This is a genomic window from Mycobacterium sp. E2479, assembly GCF_001667925.1.
Classification (GTDB): domain Bacteria; phylum Actinomycetota; class Actinomycetes; order Mycobacteriales; family Mycobacteriaceae; genus Mycobacterium.
This window is the reverse complement of the sequence record NZ_LZJR01000091.1, coordinates 14631-30578: the sequence shown is the minus strand read 5'-3', so window position 1 is coordinate 30578 and position 15948 is coordinate 14631. Positions and strand designations below refer to the sequence as shown.

15 protein-coding genes are annotated in these 15948 nt (G+C 67.2%); 11 read left to right on the top strand and 4 right to left on the bottom strand.

Going from position 1 to position 15948, the window contains the following annotated elements:
• The first annotated feature begins 21 nt into the window (after window positions 1-21).
• Together A5686_RS13820 and A5686_RS13815 are read left to right on the top strand one after the other, a co-directional pair.
• A complete protein-coding gene (locus A5686_RS13820; protein WP_067934984.1) occupies window positions 22-933 on the top strand; it encodes a DUF58 domain-containing protein in 912 nt (303 codons plus the stop codon).
• Entirely contained in the window at window positions 930-1937 is a 1008-nt protein-coding gene (locus tag A5686_RS13815) for a VWA domain-containing protein (protein WP_067934959.1), read from the top strand. Before A5686_RS13820 ends, A5686_RS13815 begins: the two co-directional genes overlap by 4 nt.
• A 24-nt stretch (window positions 1938-1961) precedes the next feature.
• Here A5686_RS13815 and A5686_RS13810 read toward each other — a convergent pair whose 3' ends face one another.
• Window positions 1962-3512, bottom strand: coding sequence for a hypothetical protein (locus A5686_RS13810; RefSeq protein WP_067934957.1), 1551 nt, complete (start codon window positions 3510-3512; stop codon window positions 1962-1964).
• A gap of 133 nt (window positions 3513-3645) precedes the next feature.
• Here A5686_RS13810 and fabG1 point away from each other — a divergent pair, with 133 nt between their 5' ends.
• From fabG1 to A5686_RS13795, 3 genes are read left to right on the top strand one after another with little or no spacing between them, the layout of a single operon-like run.
• Complete coding sequence (fabG1, locus tag A5686_RS13805; protein WP_156750066.1) at window positions 3646-4404, top strand: 3-oxoacyl-ACP reductase FabG1; 759 nt, start codon at window positions 3646-3648, stop codon at window positions 4402-4404.
• 34 nt (window positions 4405-4438) lie between these two features.
• Complete coding sequence (gene inhA, locus A5686_RS13800) at window positions 4439-5248, top strand: NADH-dependent enoyl-ACP reductase InhA (protein WP_067934953.1); 810 nt, start codon at window positions 4439-4441, stop codon at window positions 5246-5248.
• 6 nt (window positions 5249-5254) lie between these two features.
• Complete coding sequence (locus tag A5686_RS13795) at window positions 5255-6301, top strand: ferrochelatase (protein WP_067934951.1); 1047 nt, start codon at window positions 5255-5257, stop codon at window positions 6299-6301.
• A gap of 10 nt (window positions 6302-6311) precedes the next feature.
• On the opposite strand, the gene A5686_RS13790 is transcribed toward A5686_RS13795, so the two are convergent.
• Window positions 6312-7256: a hypothetical protein gene (locus A5686_RS13790; RefSeq protein ID WP_067934983.1), complete on the bottom strand. Its 945-nt coding sequence runs from the start codon at window positions 7254-7256 to the stop codon at window positions 6312-6314.
• Window positions 7257-7313: 57 nt separating this feature from the next.
• On the opposite strand from A5686_RS13790, the gene A5686_RS13785 reads away from it, so the two are divergent.
• From A5686_RS13785 to A5686_RS13775, 3 genes are read left to right on the top strand one after another with little or no spacing between them, the layout of a single operon-like run.
• Window positions 7314-7751, top strand: a complete 438-nt coding sequence (locus tag A5686_RS13785; protein WP_067934950.1) for an NfeD family protein — start codon at window positions 7314-7316, stop codon at window positions 7749-7751.
• A 44-nt stretch (window positions 7752-7795) separates the two neighbouring features.
• Window positions 7796-8929 carry an SPFH domain-containing protein gene (locus tag A5686_RS13780; protein ID WP_067934948.1) on the top strand — a complete coding sequence of 378 codons (1134 nt, stop codon included), beginning with the start codon at window positions 7796-7798 and terminating at the stop codon, window positions 8927-8929.
• Between the two features lie 9 nt (window positions 8930-8938).
• Window positions 8939-9295 carry a DoxX family protein gene (locus A5686_RS13775; protein WP_067934946.1) on the top strand — a complete coding sequence of 119 codons (357 nt, stop codon included), beginning with the start codon at window positions 8939-8941 and terminating at the stop codon, window positions 9293-9295.
• On the opposite strand, the gene A5686_RS13770 is transcribed toward A5686_RS13775, so the two are convergent.
• Window positions 9292-9774: a nitroreductase family deazaflavin-dependent oxidoreductase gene (locus tag A5686_RS13770; protein ID WP_067934982.1), complete on the bottom strand. Its 483-nt coding sequence runs from the start codon at window positions 9772-9774 to the stop codon at window positions 9292-9294. The two genes, A5686_RS13775 and A5686_RS13770, sit on opposite strands and share 4 nt — an antisense overlap.
• Before the next feature lie 85 nt (window positions 9775-9859).
• On the bottom strand, window positions 9860-10627 hold the full coding sequence (locus A5686_RS13765; RefSeq protein WP_067934945.1) for a TVP38/TMEM64 family protein: 768 nt from the start codon (window positions 10625-10627) through the stop codon (window positions 9860-9862).
• Window positions 10628-10806: 179 nt separating this feature from the next.
• On the opposite strand from A5686_RS13765, the gene mutA reads away from it, so the two are divergent.
• From mutA to meaB, 3 genes are read left to right on the top strand one after another with little or no spacing between them, the layout of a single operon-like run.
• Window positions 10807-12684, top strand: coding sequence for a methylmalonyl-CoA mutase small subunit (mutA, locus tag A5686_RS13760; RefSeq protein ID WP_067934943.1), 1878 nt, complete (start codon window positions 10807-10809; stop codon window positions 12682-12684).
• A gap of 5 nt (window positions 12685-12689) precedes the next feature.
• The gene (gene scpA / locus A5686_RS13755) at window positions 12690-14951 is read left to right on the top strand and encodes a methylmalonyl-CoA mutase (RefSeq protein WP_067934941.1); all 2262 of its coding nucleotides are present in this window, start codon (window positions 12690-12692) and stop codon (window positions 14949-14951) included.
• Window positions 14952-15941: a methylmalonyl Co-A mutase-associated GTPase MeaB gene (gene meaB, locus A5686_RS13750; protein ID WP_067934940.1), complete on the top strand. Its 990-nt coding sequence runs from the start codon at window positions 14952-14954 to the stop codon at window positions 15939-15941.
• Window positions 15942-15948: the final 7 nt, after the last annotated feature.

Below are 15948 nucleotides of genomic sequence, written 5' to 3'. Positions count from 1 at the left end.
GCGCCTGTTCATCCGCCATCGATGCATCGCGGCAACATCGACGACCCGAAGCTGTCGGCGGCGCTGCGCACCCTCGAACTCACGGTCAAACGCAAGCTCGACGGCGTCTTGCACGGCGACCACCTCGGCCTGATCCCGGGCCCGGGCTCGGAGCCGGGCGAGTCGCGCGAGTACCAGCCCGGCGACGACGTCCGCCGCATGGACTGGGCTGTCACCGCGCGCACCACGCACCCGCACGTGCGGCAGATGATCGCCGACCGGGAGCTGGAAACGTGGCTGGTGGTCGACATGTCGGCCAGCCTGGACTTCGGTACCACCGTGTGCGAAAAGCGGGACCTGGCCGTCGCGGCCGCGGCCGCCATCACCTTTCTCAACAGCGGCGGCGGCAATCGGCTCGGCGCGATAGTGTCCACCGGCGCCAACATCACCCGGGTGCCCGCGCGCTCCGGGCGCCAGCACGAGCAGACGCTGCTGCGCACCATCGCCACCACTCCGCGCGCACCGGTCGGGGTACGCGGCGATTTGGCGACGGCGATCGACGCGTTGCGCCGTCCGGAACGCCGCCGCGGCATGGCGGTGATCATCAGCGATTTCCTCGGGCCGATCAACTGGATGCGGCCGCTGCGGGCCATCGCAGCCCGGCATGAGGTGCTGGCCATCGAGGTGCTCGACCCCCGCGACGTCGAGCTGCCCGACATCGGCGACGTCGTGCTGCAGGACGCCGAGTCCGGCGTCACCCGCGAATTCACCATCGACGCCCAGTTGCGCGACGATTTCGCCAAGGCCGCCGCGGCCCACCGCGCCGACGTCGCGCGCACGATCCGCAGCTGCGGGGCCCCGATACTTTCGCTGCGCACCGACCGCGACTGGATTGCCGACATCGTGCGGTTTGTCGAATCCCGGCGTCGCGGCGCATTGGCAGGGCGGCAGTGACGCTGCCGCTACTCGGCCCAATGTCGTTGTCGGGCTTTGAACATTCGTGGTTCTTCCTGTTCCTGCTTGTCGTCTTCGGGCTGGCCGCGCTCTACATCCTGATGCAGTTGGCGAGGCAGCGGCGCATGCTGCGGTTCGCCAACATGGAGCTGCTGGAAAGCGTCGCCCCCAAGAGGCCACCCAAGTGGCGGCACCTGCCGGCGATTCTGCTCATCGCCTCGCTGGTGCTGTTCACCATCGCGATGGCGGGTCCGACGAACGACGTCCGGATTCCCCGCAACCGTGCGGTGGTGATGCTGGTCATCGACGTCTCCCAGTCCATGCGAGCCACGGACGTCCAGCCCAATCGCATGGCGGCCGCGCAGGAGGCCGCGAAACAGTTCGCCGACGAACTGACCCCGGGCATCAACCTCGGGCTGATCGCCTACGCGGGAACCGCGACGGTGTTGGTGTCACCGACGACCAACCGGGAATCGACGAAGACCGCGCTGGACAAGCTTCAGTTCGCCGACCGCACCGCCACCGGGGAGGGCATCTTCACCGCTCTGCAGGCCATCGCGACGGTCGGCGCCGTGATCGGCGGCGGCGACAAACCGCCCCCGGCGCGCATCGTGTTGTTCTCCGACGGCAAAGAGACGATGCCGACCAACCCGGACAACCCGAAGGGCGCCTTCACCGCGGCGCGCACTGCCAAGGACCAGGGCGTGCCGATCTCGACCATCTCGTTCGGCACTCCGTACGGCTTCGTCGAGATCAACGACCAGCGCCAGCCGGTGCCCGTCGACGACGAGACGCTGAAGAAGGTCGCCCAGCTGTCGGGTGGGAACGCCTACAGCGCAGCGTCATTGCAGGAACTGAAGGCCGTGTATGCGACGCTGCAGCAGCAGATCGGCTACGAGACCATCAAGGGCGATGCCAGCGTGGGCTGGGTACGGCTGGGTGCGCTGGTGTTGGCGCTGGCGGCGCTGGCGGCGCTGCTGATCAACCGGCGCCTTCCGACCTGACGTTCGACAGCTCGCAGGGAACCGTCAGCCGGCCGCGATGATCGCCGAGGCCGGGTAGGACGCCGGGATTGGGTTGAGATTCGACACCACGGGGGTGCCCGGTGACACCGGGTCGACGCGGCTGAGTGTGAAGCGTGCCCCGGCCGCAATCTCTTGCGGGGTGCAGATGAACTGTGGGGTCGCCTGAAGCCGCCAGCGGTCCTGTGCCAGGCAGGCGCGCTGTCCCTCGCGGGTGACGGCGTCGAGGAGCGCGAGCGCGTCGGCCCAGGATTCGTCGGTGCGTGTTTCCAGCACGATCGGCTTGCCGCGGGCATGCGCGGCCAGGTAGTCCAGCGCGATGGGCACCCCCGTCAGCTCGTCCTGGTCTCGGCGCAAGGCGTCCGTGGTGAGCGCGAACACCACCCCGACCGCCAGGCTGCCCGCGGCGGTGCCGGCCGCCAGGCGGGGGCCTACCGGCTCCGGCCGCGACACCGCCAGCACGATCAGGGCCGACGAGCCCAAGATGAGCAAAGCCAGGGGCAACGCGTAGGAGAAGACGCCTATATACGACTGCCACAGATGGTCCACGCCGTACCAGCAGTAGAAAGCGAAGAGCGCGGTGGCCAAGGCGGTGACCCGGAGCAGATGGCGGGAAAATTCGTGCACCGCGCCGTCAACACCGGCGGGTGCCAGCCGGCGGACCAGCGCCAGATCCGCGGCGAACAACACCACCAGGAACACCGCGCCGAGGGTGGGCCCGGGACCCCAGAACTGCGCGAGAAACCGTGCGGCCGCGACCGGTGGGTTCGGCGCGCGATGGCCGTAGGCCAGGTACTGCGGAATCTCGCCCGGCCAGTGCAGGGCCACGTTGAGCACCATCGGGAGCAGAAACAACGTGAAAACCCCTGAAGCGATCAGCAATTCGCGGCGGTGCGTGAGCAGCCGGCGCCGCTGGGGCAGGAGTGCCGCCAGCGCGATCAAGGGCACCAGAAGCAGGAATTCCGCGTGGCCGTGGACCAGCAAGCCGCCCGCGAGCACCATGATCCACAGGTGGCGCAGCCGTCCGGCAGCCACCGACGCGACCGCGAAAACGTAGAGCAAAAAGGGGGCGAAGCAGACGTGGGGCATCCAGGTGGAGCAAACCAGCTGCGGATGTGCGGCGAGGAAGATCAGGGTGATGCCGGCCGCCGCCAGTAGCGCCGCCACCGAACGCACCCACGTGTACACGATGGTCAGCGCCAGTGCGGTCAGCGCCGCGTTCAGTGCCATGATCGCGATCGCCTGCCCGTTATAGGCCGCCGGAACGACGTGAGTCAGATCGTGCAGCAACCATTCGCCGCCGGCCTGCACGTAGAAGAAAGCCGGGCCGGGATGGTGGAAGCCGACCCTGGAGTAATGCCCGGTCAGCAGGGTGAAATGCTTGGCCTGCAAAGTGAGGATTGAGTTGGCCGCGGGATCTCCGGCCTCGTAGACAGCATGGGCGAACAGCCCGCGGTTGCGCACCAGCAGCAGGACGAGCAATCCGCCCCAGCAGAGCGCGAAGAGCGCCAAGGTGCGGGAGTTGAGCCGTACGAGGCGGGTCAGGGCAGCGGCCATGAGGCTCAAATCCTAGGTGAGCCAAGCGAGGCTTTGCGCGGTGGCGGCGCTGCGGGGTGGATTGACGTTGCACTCGCGCTGAGCCGATTGCAGCCCTGGCCGGCCGAGGCGATAAGTTGGCCGGGTGACTGACATGGCCACCGAACAAGCCACCGAACCCGCCGCCAACGGCGGCAAACCGCCATTCGTATCCCGTTCGGTCCTGGTCACCGGCGGAAACCGGGGCATCGGGCTGGCGATCGCACAGCGGCTGGCCGCCGACGGCCACAAGGTGGCGATCACGCACCGCGGGTCCGGAGCGCCCGAGGGACTGTTCGGCGTCGAATGTGACGTCACCGACAACGACGCCGTCGACCGCGCCTTCAAAGAAGTCGAGGAGCACCAGGGTTCGGTGGAAGTGCTGGTGTCCAACGCCGGGGTCTCCGCGGACGCGTTCCTGATCCGGATGACCGAGGAGAGGTTCGAGAAGGTCATCAACGCCAACCTCACCGGAGCGTTCCGCGTCGCCCAGCGCGCCTCGCGCAGCATGCAGAAAAAGCGGTTCGGCCGGATGATCTTCGTGGGCTCGGTCTCCGGCAGCTGGGGCATCGGTAACCAGTCCAACTACGCGGCTTCCAAGGCCGGGCTGATCGGTATGGCCCGCTCGATCTCTCGCGAGCTGTCCAAGGCGAACGTGACCGCGAACGTGGTGGCCCCCGGCTACATCGACACGGAGATGACCCGCGCGCTGGATGAGCGGATTCAGGCCGGCGCGCTGGAATTCATTCCCGCGAAGCGGGTAGGCACCGCCGCGGAGGTCGCCGGGGTGGTCAGCTTCCTGGCATCGGAGGACGCCAGTTACATCGCCGGCGCCGTCATCCCGGTCGATGGCGGCATGGGCATGGGCCACTGAGTAACGACACGATCTTCAACCAGTAAGGACGAACATGGCAGGACTGCTCGACGGCAAACGGATTCTGGTCTCCGGGATCATCACCGATTCGTCGATCGCGTTTCACATCGCCAAGGCGGCCCAGGAGGCGGGAGCGCAGTTGGTGCTGACCGGGTTCGACCGGTTGCGCCTGATTCAGCGCATCGCCGACCGGCTGCCGGAGCACGCGCCGTTGATCGAACTCGACGTGCAGAACGAAGAGCACCTGAACTCGCTCGCCGAGCGGGTGACGTCCGAGATCGGCGAGGGCAACAAGCTCGACGGTGTGGTGCACTCGATCGGATTCATGCCGCAGACGGGAATGGGCATCAACCCGTTCTTCGATGCCCCGTACGAGGATGTCTCCAAAGGCATTCACATCTCGGCGTATTCGTACGCCTCGCTAGCCAAGGCCACGCTGCCGATCATGAACGCCGGGGGCTCCATCGTGGGCATGGACTTCGACCCCAGTCGGGCGATGCCGGCCTACAACTGGATGACGGTGGCCAAGAGCGCGCTGGAATCGGTCAACCGATTCGTGGCACGCGAGGCGGGCAAATTCGGTGTGCGCTCCAATCTCGTTGCCGCGGGCCCCATCCGGACGCTGGCCATGAGCGCGATCGTCGGCGGTGCGCTGGGCGAAGAGGCCGGCGCGCAGATGCAGCTGCTCGAGGAGGGCTGGGACCAGCGCGCCCCGATCGGCTGGAACATGAAGGACCCGACGCCGGTGGCGAAGACGGTGTGCGCGTTGCTCTCGGACTGGCTGCCGGCGACGACTGGGACGATCATCTACGCCGACGGTGGCGCAAGCACCCAATTATTGTAAACGGCAATGGAATTCGATGCCGTCCTGCTGCTGTCCTTCGGTGGGCCGCAGGGCCCTGAGCAGGTCCGGCCGTTTCTGGAGAACGTAACCCGGGGCCGCAACGTGCCGCCGGAACGTCTCGACCGCGTCGCCGAGCACTATTTGCATTTCGGCGGCGTGTCGCCGATCAACCGGATCAACCTGGCGCTGATCGACCAGTTGCGCGCCGAGCTCGCAGACCGAGGCCTGAAACTGCCGGTCTATTTCGGCAACCGCAACTGGGAGCCTTACGTCGAAGACACCGTTGTTACGATGCGGGACAACGGCATTCGTCGGGCTGCGGTATTCACCACATCGGCGTGGAGTGGCTATTCCAGCTGCACGCAATACGTCGAGGACATCGCTCGGGCACGTGCGGCCGCCGGGCCGGATGCACCCGAATTGGTCAAGCTGCGGCCGTATTTCGACCACCCGCAGTTCGTGCAGATCTTCGCCGACGCCATCGGTGCGGCCTCGGGCGCGTTGAGAGCCGAGCAACAGGCCGGCGCGCGCTTGGTGTTCACCGCGCATTCCATCCCGGTGGCCGCCGACGACCGCCTGGGCCCCCGGCTTTACAGTCGCCAAGTCGCCTACGCCGCAAGCCTTGTCGCGACCGCTGCCGGCTACGCCGAGTACGACCTGGCGTGGCAGTCGCGGTCCGGTCCGCCGCAGGTTCCGTGGCTGGAGCCCGACGTCGCCGACCACCTGGCCGATCTGGCGCAGGCCGGCACCAAGGCCGTCATTATCTGTCCCATCGGATTCGTGGCCGATCACATCGAGGTGGTGTGGGACCTCGACAACGAGTTATCGGCGCAGGCGGAGGCGGCGGGCGTGGCGATGGTGCGGGCTTCGACACCCAACGCCCATCCGCGTTTCGCGCAACTGGCGGCGGACCTGATCGACGAACTGCGGTACGGCCGGACCCCCGAAAGGGTGGCCGGGCCGGAGCCGGTGCCGGGTTGCCTGGCCAGCGTTAACGGCGCTCCGTGCCGCCCGCCGCACTGCGCGGCCGCCACTAGCCCTTCGATCGAATAGCCCGGGCGAATCAGTCGCCCCAGGCCGAATGCAGGATCGCGGTCACCGCCGCCATCCGCGCCGAACGCACCACGGCGTTCAGCGGCCGCAGCGCATTACTGGCGATGCGGGCCGCCGAGGATGATTGCGTTCCCGCCGGTTCCAGACCGGCGGCCACGGGCGCGGTGAAACGGTCCGGAGAGTCGGATCGACTCAGCCCCGCGCTGACCGCGATGATGGCGTCGACGTGCGCGGCGTTCTCCAGCACCCGCAGCGCGCGCGTCGGCGCGTGGTCGGGAATGCGGTGTTGGCGTGAGGATTCCAGAAGTTGCTCGACCAGTCCGCGTGGGTCGTCGACGTCGGCGGCCGCGGCTCCGAGCCCGATGGCACCCAGGGCGTCGGCCGCCGAGCGCACGGCCGACCGCAACGTGTACTCGGCGTCGCCGAGTTCATAGTGGTCCTGCACCGGTGCGCCGGGCAGCGAGTACACCGTCCACGTCAGCGCGCACAGTTCCGCCAGCCGCGTCTCGTAGTCCTCGTGCGCGTCCTCGTCGTCTTCGTAGGAGAACTCGGGCACCAGGCCCACTGCGGTACCGGGGTTGCGGGGATTGGCGATGATGACCGCCTCGCCGGCGGCCAGGGCGTCTTGCTCGAACTGCGTTCCGGCGGCCAGTCCGCGCACGTCTCCGGGTACCGGCAAAACTACGTTGATCGTCGGGCGCATCGGGCCGGAGCCGCCGGACGGTGTGGTCGGCCGCCCGACCGCGGCGCGCAATGTCTGCAGCAGCGTGACCGTTCCGGCGTCGTGCACGTCGGGCCAGGGCAGCCCGGTGTGGCCCGCGGCAACGGCATCATACGCGGTCACCGATTGCTTTGGCGCCCAAACGGATAACGCGTCCAGGACGTCGTCGGGCGCGGCCTTTCCGGCGAGCCAGGCATTGGCCCACAGGGACAGCGAGACACTGGGACACCACACGATCACGCAGTGTAGTTGTTTTGCCCGGCGAAGGCGGATCACGCGTATTCTTGCCGCATGCCCGCGGCGGTGCTTTGGCTAATATTCGCGCTGATGCTGATCGGTGCGGAGGCGCTCACCGGCCATTTGTTTCTGGTGATGCTCGGAGGGGGCGCACTGGCCGCTGCGCTAACCAGTTGGGTGACCGACTTTCCGGTGTGGGCCGACGGGGCGGTGTTCTTCATCGTTTCGGTGCTGCTGCTAGTGCTCGTTCGCCCGCCGCTGAAGCGGCGGCTGACGCCGGCCGCGGCGCCGCGCCTGGGAATCGAGGCGCTGCAGGGCAAAACCGCGCTCGTACTCAAACGGGTCGCGCGCGATGCGGGCCAGGTCAAGCTCGACGGCCAGGTGTGGTCGGCGCGCCCGCTCAACGAGGGCGACGTCTACGAACCCGGCGAGCCGGTCACCGTGCTGCAGATCGACGGCGCTACCGCAGTCGTCTTCAAGAGCAGCCCGTAGCGGCGAGACGAAGCCGCCAGGGACTGGTAAGGAAAGGAAATCCGATGCAAGGTGCGGTTGCTGGTTTGGTGCTGCTGGCCGTCTTGGTGATCTTCGCGATAGTCGTGGTCGCCAAGTCCGTGGCGCTGATACCTCAGGCAGAAGCGGCGGTGATCGAACGGTTGGGACGATACAGCCGTACCGTCAGCGGACAACTGACGTTGTTGGTGCCGTTCATCGATCGGGTTCGGGCGCGGGTGGATCTGCGTGAGCGGGTGGTGTCCTTTCCGCCGCAGCCGGTGATCACCGAGGACAACTTGACGCTCAACATCGACACCGTGGTGTACTTCCAGGTCACCGTTCCCCAGGCGGCCGTCTACGAGATCAGCAACTACATCGTCGGCGTCGAGCAACTCACCACCACCACGCTGCGCAACGTCGTCGGCGGCATGACGCTCGAGCAGACGCTGACGTCGCGCGACCAGATCAACGGACAATTGCGCGGCGTACTCGACGAAGCGACCGGTCGCTGGGGGTTGCGGGTTGCCCGCGTGGAATTGCGCAGCATCGATCCGCCTCCATCGATTCAGGCGTCGATGGAAAAGCAGATGAAGGCCGACCGCGAGAAGCGGGCGATGATCCTGACCGCCGAGGGTATGCGCGAGGCCGCGATCAAGGAGGCCGAAGGCCAGAAGCAGGCGCAGATCCTGGCCGCCGAGGGTGCCAAGCAGGCCGCGATCCTGGGCGCCGAGGCCGACCGGCAGTCGCGGATGCTGCGCGCACAGGGTGAACGCGCCGCGGCGTACCTGCAGGCGCAAGGCCAGGCCAAGGCGATCGAGAAGACGTTCGCGGCGATCAAGGCCGGCCGGCCGACACCCGAAATGCTGGCCTACCAATATCTGCAGACCTTGCCGGAGATGGCCCGCGGCGACGCCAACAAGGTGTGGGTGGTGCCCAGTGACTTCAGCGCGGCGTTGCAGGGATTCACCAAGCTGTTGGGAGCCCCGGGCCAGGACGGCGTGTTCCGCTTCCAGCCATCGCCCGTCGATGACGCGCCCAAGCACAGCGCCGACGATGACGCCGAGGTCGCCGACTGGTTCTCGACCGAAACCGACCCCGCGATCGCCCAGGCGGTGGCCAAGGCGGAGGCGATCGCCCGCCAGCCCGCGGAAGGCCCGGCGGGGGAGCTGACTCCCTAGGAGTGCGGAATGAGTGTGTTGACGTCCCCGAAGACCTACACGGCGCTCGGCGTTTTCCACGCCGCCGACGCGGTAGCCTGCGGCGTCCAGGTGGCGCCCATCAAGAAGGTCCTGGACGATGTGGGCGTCCCGGAGAACATCCGGCCGGTGTTGCCGGTGGTCAAGGCGGCCGCCGCGGTCGGATTGCTGTCGGTCAACCGATTTCCCGCTCTGGCGCGGCTGACGACCGCGATGCTGACGTTGTACTTCGTGCTGGCGGTAGGCGCGCATGTCCGGGTTCGCGACAAAGTCGTCAACGGCCTTCCGGCCGCGCTGTTTTTGGCGCTGGTCGCGGCGATGACGATCAAGGGACCGGACCAGAACTAGTCCAGGCGCAATTCAACCAGCGGCAGCGGAACATCGCTGTCGGTGATCGGGGCGCCGAGTGTGCCTTCCAGCACCGGGCGCATCCGCTCCCACGCTTTCGGGTGACGGGTTCGGTAGGCGGCCAGAATGCGATCCGCCTCCGAGGTGGTCAGCACTCGCGCGGTCGCGGTTTCGGGCGCCTTGCTGCCGGCGTAGACGCGCACCCGGGGATTGGCTTCGATGTTGCGGAACCACTGGGCTTTTCGGCCGAAGCCCGAGGCGACGACGTAGATATCGGGCCGGGAGTGGTCGATGACCTCCAGCGCCGCATAGCGCGACAATCCTGACTTGCGGCCGGTGTGCTCGAGCAGCAGGATGCGCGAACCGAACAGCGCGCCCGCGCGGGCTTTGTAGATCCAGATCGGTGCGCGCACGAGGCGGCGCGAGCGCAGCAGTCGTCCGGCGACCTTGGTGGGAAACGACGATCGATCTCGTGACACCTTCTTATCCTGCACGCGGGATGTGCGGCAGCTGAGCGCGGTGCCGCCGCCGTCACGATTCACCGCCGCTCGGGCGAAGGCGTGATCAACCGACGGTGGCCGGCTCCGGGGAAGGCTTCTCGTCGAGGGGACGGTGCGCCCGGCGGTGGTGCCTGCGGAAGTGCCGGATCTCGATGATCAGCCCCGTCAGGCCCAGAGCGCTGGTGACCGCCGACACCAGATACAGCAGCGCGCTGATGTGACCGGCGAGCGCATCGCCGAGAACCACCACGGCTGTGGTGCCGGGCAGCAACCCGACCAGAGTGGCTACCGCGTAAGGCAGCACCCGCACGCTCGATGCCCCCGCGGTGTAGTTGAGCGCCGAGAACGGCACCGCGGGAATCAGCCGCAGCGACAAGATGGCCAGCCAGCCGCGTTGTCGCAGGCGCTGTTCCACGGTGTCGATCGATCGGTGGCGCACCAACCGGTTAAGCCGCCACCCGAGTGCGCGCACCAGCAGCATCGCGATCATCGCGCTCGCGGTGCTGGCGGCCACCGCGATGGTGACACCCAGCAGAGGGCCGAACAGCAGTCCGGCCGCCAGCGTGAACGCCGTACGCGGGATGGGCACCACCGTCACAAGGATGTGGGCGACCAGGAACGCCAGTGGAAACCACGGTCCGACGGACTGCGCCCAGTCACGCATCTGCACGGGCGAAGGCAGCGGCAGCCACGATGCCAGCACCACCAGCGCTGTGATGCCCACCACTGTCCAGGCGATCCGCGACCGGGACACGCCTCGCGCGGCGGAGCCGATGGCGCAGCCGACATCGCGGAGCGTTTCGGTGATTTTGCTGGTGGCGGAACCCGTCACGCCTTCCTAGGGTACGGGGCACAGATGAATAAGCGGTTTCCCCCGGGTGGTGTTTCACCGGAAATCGGGAACGCTTTCCGCACCTGGCGGTTTTAGCGACGAGCGGTCATCAATTAGCCTCAGTAGCTAAGTGGTATCCCCGGAGTTGTAGCCCAAATGCTGGGAAAAGGGAGCAATCGGTGTCCATTGATGTACCCGAGCTCGCGGACCTAGAACAGGTTCGCGGGCGTTGGCGCAGTGCGGTCGCCGGTGTGCTGGCCAAAAGCACCAGGAAAGACCTCGGGCAGTTGGGGGACGCGCCCGAGCGGCTCCTGGAAACCCAGACGTATGACGGAATCGCGATCCGCGCGCTCTACACCGCGCTCGACGAACTGCCAGAACCGCCGCTGCCGGGCGAGTGGCCCTATGTGCGCGGCGGCGACCCGTTGCGGGACGTCAAGTCCGGCTGGAAGGTCGCCGAGGCCTTCCCGGCCACCCCGGTGCCCGGCGTCGCGGCAAAGGACGTGAACTCCGCGGTGCTGGAAGCGCTCGGCAACGGGGCCAGCGCCGTGATCCTGCGGATCGGGGAATCGGGCGTGGCGCCCGATCAGCTGGGGGAGACGCTCGAGGATGTCTATCTGAGCATGGCCCCACTGATCCTGGAAGCCGGCGCCGACTATCCGGCCGCCAGCGACGTGGTGCTTGCGCTGGCGGAGGGGGTGGAACCCGATCAGCGCGCCACGTTGTCAATCGACCTGGGCGGCGATCCGCTGAGCGCGGCGTACAGTGGACGGCCCGCGCCGACGATCGAAGATGTGATCGCGGTGGCCAAGCGCGCCGCCGGTCACACCGGCGTGCGTGCGATCACCGTCGACGGGCCCGCGTTCCACAACCTCGGTGCCAACGCGACGTGGGAGCTCGCCGCCGGTGTCGGGGCCGGGGTGAGTTACCTGCGGGTGCTCACCGAATCGGGGTTGTCCATCGGCGAGGCGTTGCGGCAGATCAGCTTCCGGTTCGCCGCCGATGACGACCAGTTCATGACGATCGCCAAGTTCCGCGCCGCGCGCAATCTTTGGGCGCGGGTGGCCGAAGTCGTCGGCGAGCCGGACGCCGGCGCGGCCGTGGTCCACGCCGAGACGTCGCTGCCGATGATGACCCAGCGCGACCCGTGGGTGAACATGCTGCGTTGCACCCTGGCCGCTTTCGGCGCCGGCGTCGGCGGCGCCGACTCGTTGCTGGTATTCCCGTTCGACGTCGCGATCGACGGTGGATTCCCGGGCGTAGCAACGAGTTTCGCCCGTCGCATCGCACGCAACACCCAGCTGTTGCTTCTCGAGGAGTCACATGTGGGTCGTGTGTTGGACCCGGCCGGTGGCTCCTGGTTCGTGGAGGACCTCACCCGGCGCCTGGCCGAGCGGGCCTGGGAGCATTTCCAGGCTATCGAGTCGCACGGCGGATTCACGAAGGCCCGCGACCTCATCGTCGGCCAGATCGCCGAGGTAACCGCCCGCCGCAACGACGACATCGCGCATCGCAGGACCGCGATCACCGGTGTCAACGAATTCCCGAACCTCGCCGAAGCTCCTCTGCCGCACAGCGACTCGACGTACTCGCCGCTCGCTTCCGGAAACCTGGTGCGGTACGCCGCGGAGTTCGAGAAGCTGCGGGACCGCTCGGACGCGTACCTGGCCCGCACCGGATCCCGGCCCCAGGTTTTGCTGCTGCCGCTGGGCCCCTTGGCCGAGAACAACATCCGCGCGACATTCGCTTCGAATCTGTTGGCTTCCGGCGGCATCGAGGCCATCAACCCGGGAACGGTCGATGCCGACGGTGTCGCATCAGCGGTGTTGCACGCGGGGTCGCCGACGTCGGCCGTCGTCTGCGGCACCGACAAGCGCTACCAAAAGGAGGCCTCGGGCGTCGTACAGGCGGCCCGCGGCGCGGGTGTCTCGTGGGTCTGTCTGGCCGGGCCCGAAAAAGCCGTGGCCGACGCCGAACACCAACCGGACCAGTTCCTGACCGCGAAAATCAATGCGGTCGAAGCTCTGTCGGATCTGCTCACGAGGCTGGGGGCGTAGTTACGATGACGACCACTGCACCTGCGGTTGGCAGCTTCGCCGATGTGCCGCTGCATAGCGAGCGAACTGTCACGCCTGCGACCGAGGCCGCCGTCGAGGAACACGTAGCCGCGGCCGCGGCCGCCTATTCGTACACGTCCGACCAACTGAAGTGGCAGACACCGGAAGACATCGACGTCAAACCCGTTTACATCGGCGCAGACCGTGCGGCCGTGCAGGCCGAAGGGTATCCGCTGCACAGCTTCCCCGGCGAACCACCCTTCGTGCGCGGGCCTTACCCGACGATGTATGTCAACCAGCCGTGGACGATTAGGCAGTACGCCGGTTTCTCCACCGCCGCGGAGTCCAACGCCTTCTACCGGCGCAACCTGGCCGCGGGCCAGAAGGGTTTGTCGGTGGCCTTCGACCTGGCCACCCACCGCGGTTACGACTCCGATCACCCCCGGGTGCAGGGTGATGTCGGAATGGCCGGTGTGGCAATCGATTCCATCCTCGACATGCGCCAACTGTTCGACGGCATCGATCTGTCGACGGTGTCGGTGTCGATGACCATGAACGGCGCGGTGCTGCCGATCCTGGCGCTGTACGTGGTAGCCGCGGAGGAGCAGGGCGTACCGCCGGAGAAGCTGGCCGGCACCATCCAGAACGACATCCTCAAAGAGTTCATGGTGCGCAACACCTACATCTATCCGCCCAAGCCATCGATGCGAATCATCTCCGACATCTTCGCCTACACCAGCGCGAAAATGCCGAAGTTCAACTCTATCTCGATCTCCGGCTACCACATCCAGGAAGCCGGTGCCACAGCCGATTTGGAGTTGGCCTACACGCTGGCCGACGGGGTCGACTACATCAAGGCCGGGTTGGATGCCGAGCTGGACATCGACAAGTTCGCGCCGCGGCTGTCCTTCTTCTGGGGCATCGGGATGAACTTTTTCATGGAGGTCGCCAAGCTACGGGCGGGCCGGCTGTTGTGGAGCGAGCTGGTCTCCCAGTTCGGCCCGAAGAACGCCAAATCGCTGTCGCTGCGCACACATTCGCAGACCTCCGGCTGGTCACTGACCGCGCAGGACGCCTTCAACAACGTCGCCCGCACCTGCATCGAGGCGATGGCGGCGACCCAGGGGCACACGCAGTCGCTGCACACCAACGCGCTCGACGAGGCGCTCGCATTGCCCACCGACTTCTCGGCTCGCATCGCCCGCAACACGCAGCTGGTGTTACAGCAGGAGTCGGGCACCACGCGACCGATCGACCCGTGGGGCGGTTCGTATTACGTCGAATGGCTGACCCATCAGCTCGCCCAGCGTGCCCGCGCCCACATCGCCGAGGTGGCCGAGCACGGCGGCATGGCGCAGGCCATCAGCGACGGCATCCCCAAGCTGCGCATCGAGGAGGCGGCCGCACGGACCCAGGCGCGGATCGACTCCGGGATTCAGCCGGTGATCGGGATCAACAAGTACCAGGTCGAAGAGGACCAAGAGGTCGAGGTCCTCAAGGTCGAGAACAGCCGAGTGCGCGCCGAGCAGCTGGCCAAGCTGAAGGAACTGCGGGAAAGTCGCGACCAGTCGGCGGTGGACGCCGCGCTGGCGGAACTGTCGCGTGCCGCGGCGGCCCACGGTCGCGCCGGTGTGGATGGGCTGGGCAACAACTTGCTGGCCCTGGCCATCGACGCGGCCCGCCATAAGGCCACCGTCGGCGAGATCTCCGACGCGCTGGAGAAGGTGTATGGCCGTCACCAGGCGGAGATCCGTACCATCGCCGGGGTCTACCGCGAAGAAGCAAGAGGAGGCGGAAACATGACTTCCTTCTCTGCCGCGACCGAACTCGTCGAAAAGTTCGCGGAAGCCGACGGTCGCCGGCCCCGGATCCTCGTCGCGAAGATGGGCCAGGATGGCCACGACCGCGGCCAGAAGGTGATCGCGACGGCGTTCGCGGACATCGGATTCGACGTCGACGTAGGGTCGTTGTTCTCCACGCCCGAGGAGGTGGCCCGCCAGGCCGCCGACAACGACGTGCACGTAGTCGGGGTGTCCTCGCTGGCGGCAGGTCATCTGACGTTGGTGCCCGCGCTGCGCGAGGCGATGGCCGAAGTGGGGCGGCCCGACATCATGATCGTGGTCGGCGGCGTCATTCCGCCGGGCGACTTCGACGAGCTGTACCAGGCCGGGGCCGCCGCCATCTTCCCGCCCGGCACCGTAATCGCCGACGCCGCAATCGGCTTGCTGCACAAGCTCGCCGACCGGCTGGGTTACACGCTCGACTAAATGGCTTCCAAACGAAAGGACTCCGTCGAGCAGTTGGCCGAGGCGGTTCGCAACGGCGACCGCTCGGTGTTGCCGCGGGCCATCACGCTGCTGGAGTCCACGCGGGCCGACCATCGCGAGAAGGCTCAGCAGCTGCTGCTGGAGCTGACGCCGGACGCCGGTGACGCGTATCGGGTCGGCATCACCGGGATTCCCGGGGTGGGCAAGTCCACCTGCATCGAGGCCCTCGGCATGCATCTGATCGAACTGGGCCATCGGGTGGCGGTGTTGGCCGTCGACCCGTCGTCGACTCGCACCGGCGGCTCGATCCTGGGTGACAAGACCCGGATGGCGCGCCTGGCCATGCATCCGAATGCATACATTCGGCCCTCGCCCACGTCGGGCACCCTGGGCGGGGTGGCGAAGGCCACCCGCGAAACCGCGGTCCTGCTGGCGGCCGCCGGGTTTGACGTGATCCTGATCGAGACCGTCGGGGTCGGTCAGTCCGAGGTGACCGTGGCGAACATGGTGGACACGTTCGTGTTGCTGACGCTGGCGCGCGGCGGCGACCAGCTCCAGGGCATCAAAAAAGGTGTGCTGGAGCTGGCCGATGTCGTCGTGGTGAACAAGGCCGACGGGGACCATCTCGCCGAAGCTCGGTCGGCGGCGCGCGAGCTGTCCGGGGCGATCCGGTTGATACATCCGCGTGAAACACTTTGGCGGCCGCCCGTTCTCACGATGAGCGCGATCGAGGGAACCGGCCTCGAGGAATTGTGGGACACCATCGAACGTCATCGGCAGGTCTTGAACGAGGCCGGGGAATTCGAGGCGCGCCGCCGGGCCCAGCTGGTCGACTGGACCTGGCAGATGGTACGGGACACGGTGCTGGACCGACTGTTGTCCAACCCGAAGGTGCGCAAGATGCGTGCCGACATCGAAGCGCGGGTCAAGGCAGGGGAGTTGACCCCCGCACTGGCGGCCCAGCAAATATTATCGGTAGCGTCAGAATAACGGATAG

Excerpts from the sequence above, each read along its gene's own strand:
- A5686_RS13820 (WP_067934984.1), top strand. The coding sequence starts at position 22 with ATGCATCGCGGCAACATCGACGACCCGAAGCTGTCGGCGGCGCTGCGC.
- fabG1 (WP_156750066.1), top strand. The coding sequence starts at position 3,646 with ATGGCCACCGAACAAGCCACCGAACCCGCCGCCAACGGCGGCAAACCG.
- A5686_RS13795 (WP_067934951.1), top strand. The coding sequence starts at position 5,255 with ATGGAATTCGATGCCGTCCTGCTGCTGTCCTTCGGTGGGCCGCAGGGC.
- meaB (WP_067934940.1), top strand. The coding sequence starts at position 14,952 with ATGGCTTCCAAACGAAAGGACTCCGTCGAGCAGTTGGCCGAGGCGGTT.
- A5686_RS13780 (WP_067934948.1), top strand. The coding sequence starts at position 7,796 with ATGCAAGGTGCGGTTGCTGGTTTGGTGCTGCTGGCCGTCTTGGTGATC.
- A5686_RS13775 (WP_067934946.1), top strand. The coding sequence starts at position 8,939 with ATGAGTGTGTTGACGTCCCCGAAGACCTACACGGCGCTCGGCGTTTTC.
- inhA (WP_067934953.1), top strand. The coding sequence starts at position 4,439 with ATGGCAGGACTGCTCGACGGCAAACGGATTCTGGTCTCCGGGATCATC.
- A5686_RS13785 (WP_067934950.1), top strand. The coding sequence starts at position 7,314 with ATGCCCGCGGCGGTGCTTTGGCTAATATTCGCGCTGATGCTGATCGGT.
- A5686_RS13810 (WP_067934957.1), bottom strand. The coding sequence starts at position 3,512 with ATGGCCGCTGCCCTGACCCGCCTCGTACGGCTCAACTCCCGCACCTTG.
- scpA (WP_067934941.1), top strand. The coding sequence starts at position 12,690 with ATGACGACCACTGCACCTGCGGTTGGCAGCTTCGCCGATGTGCCGCTG.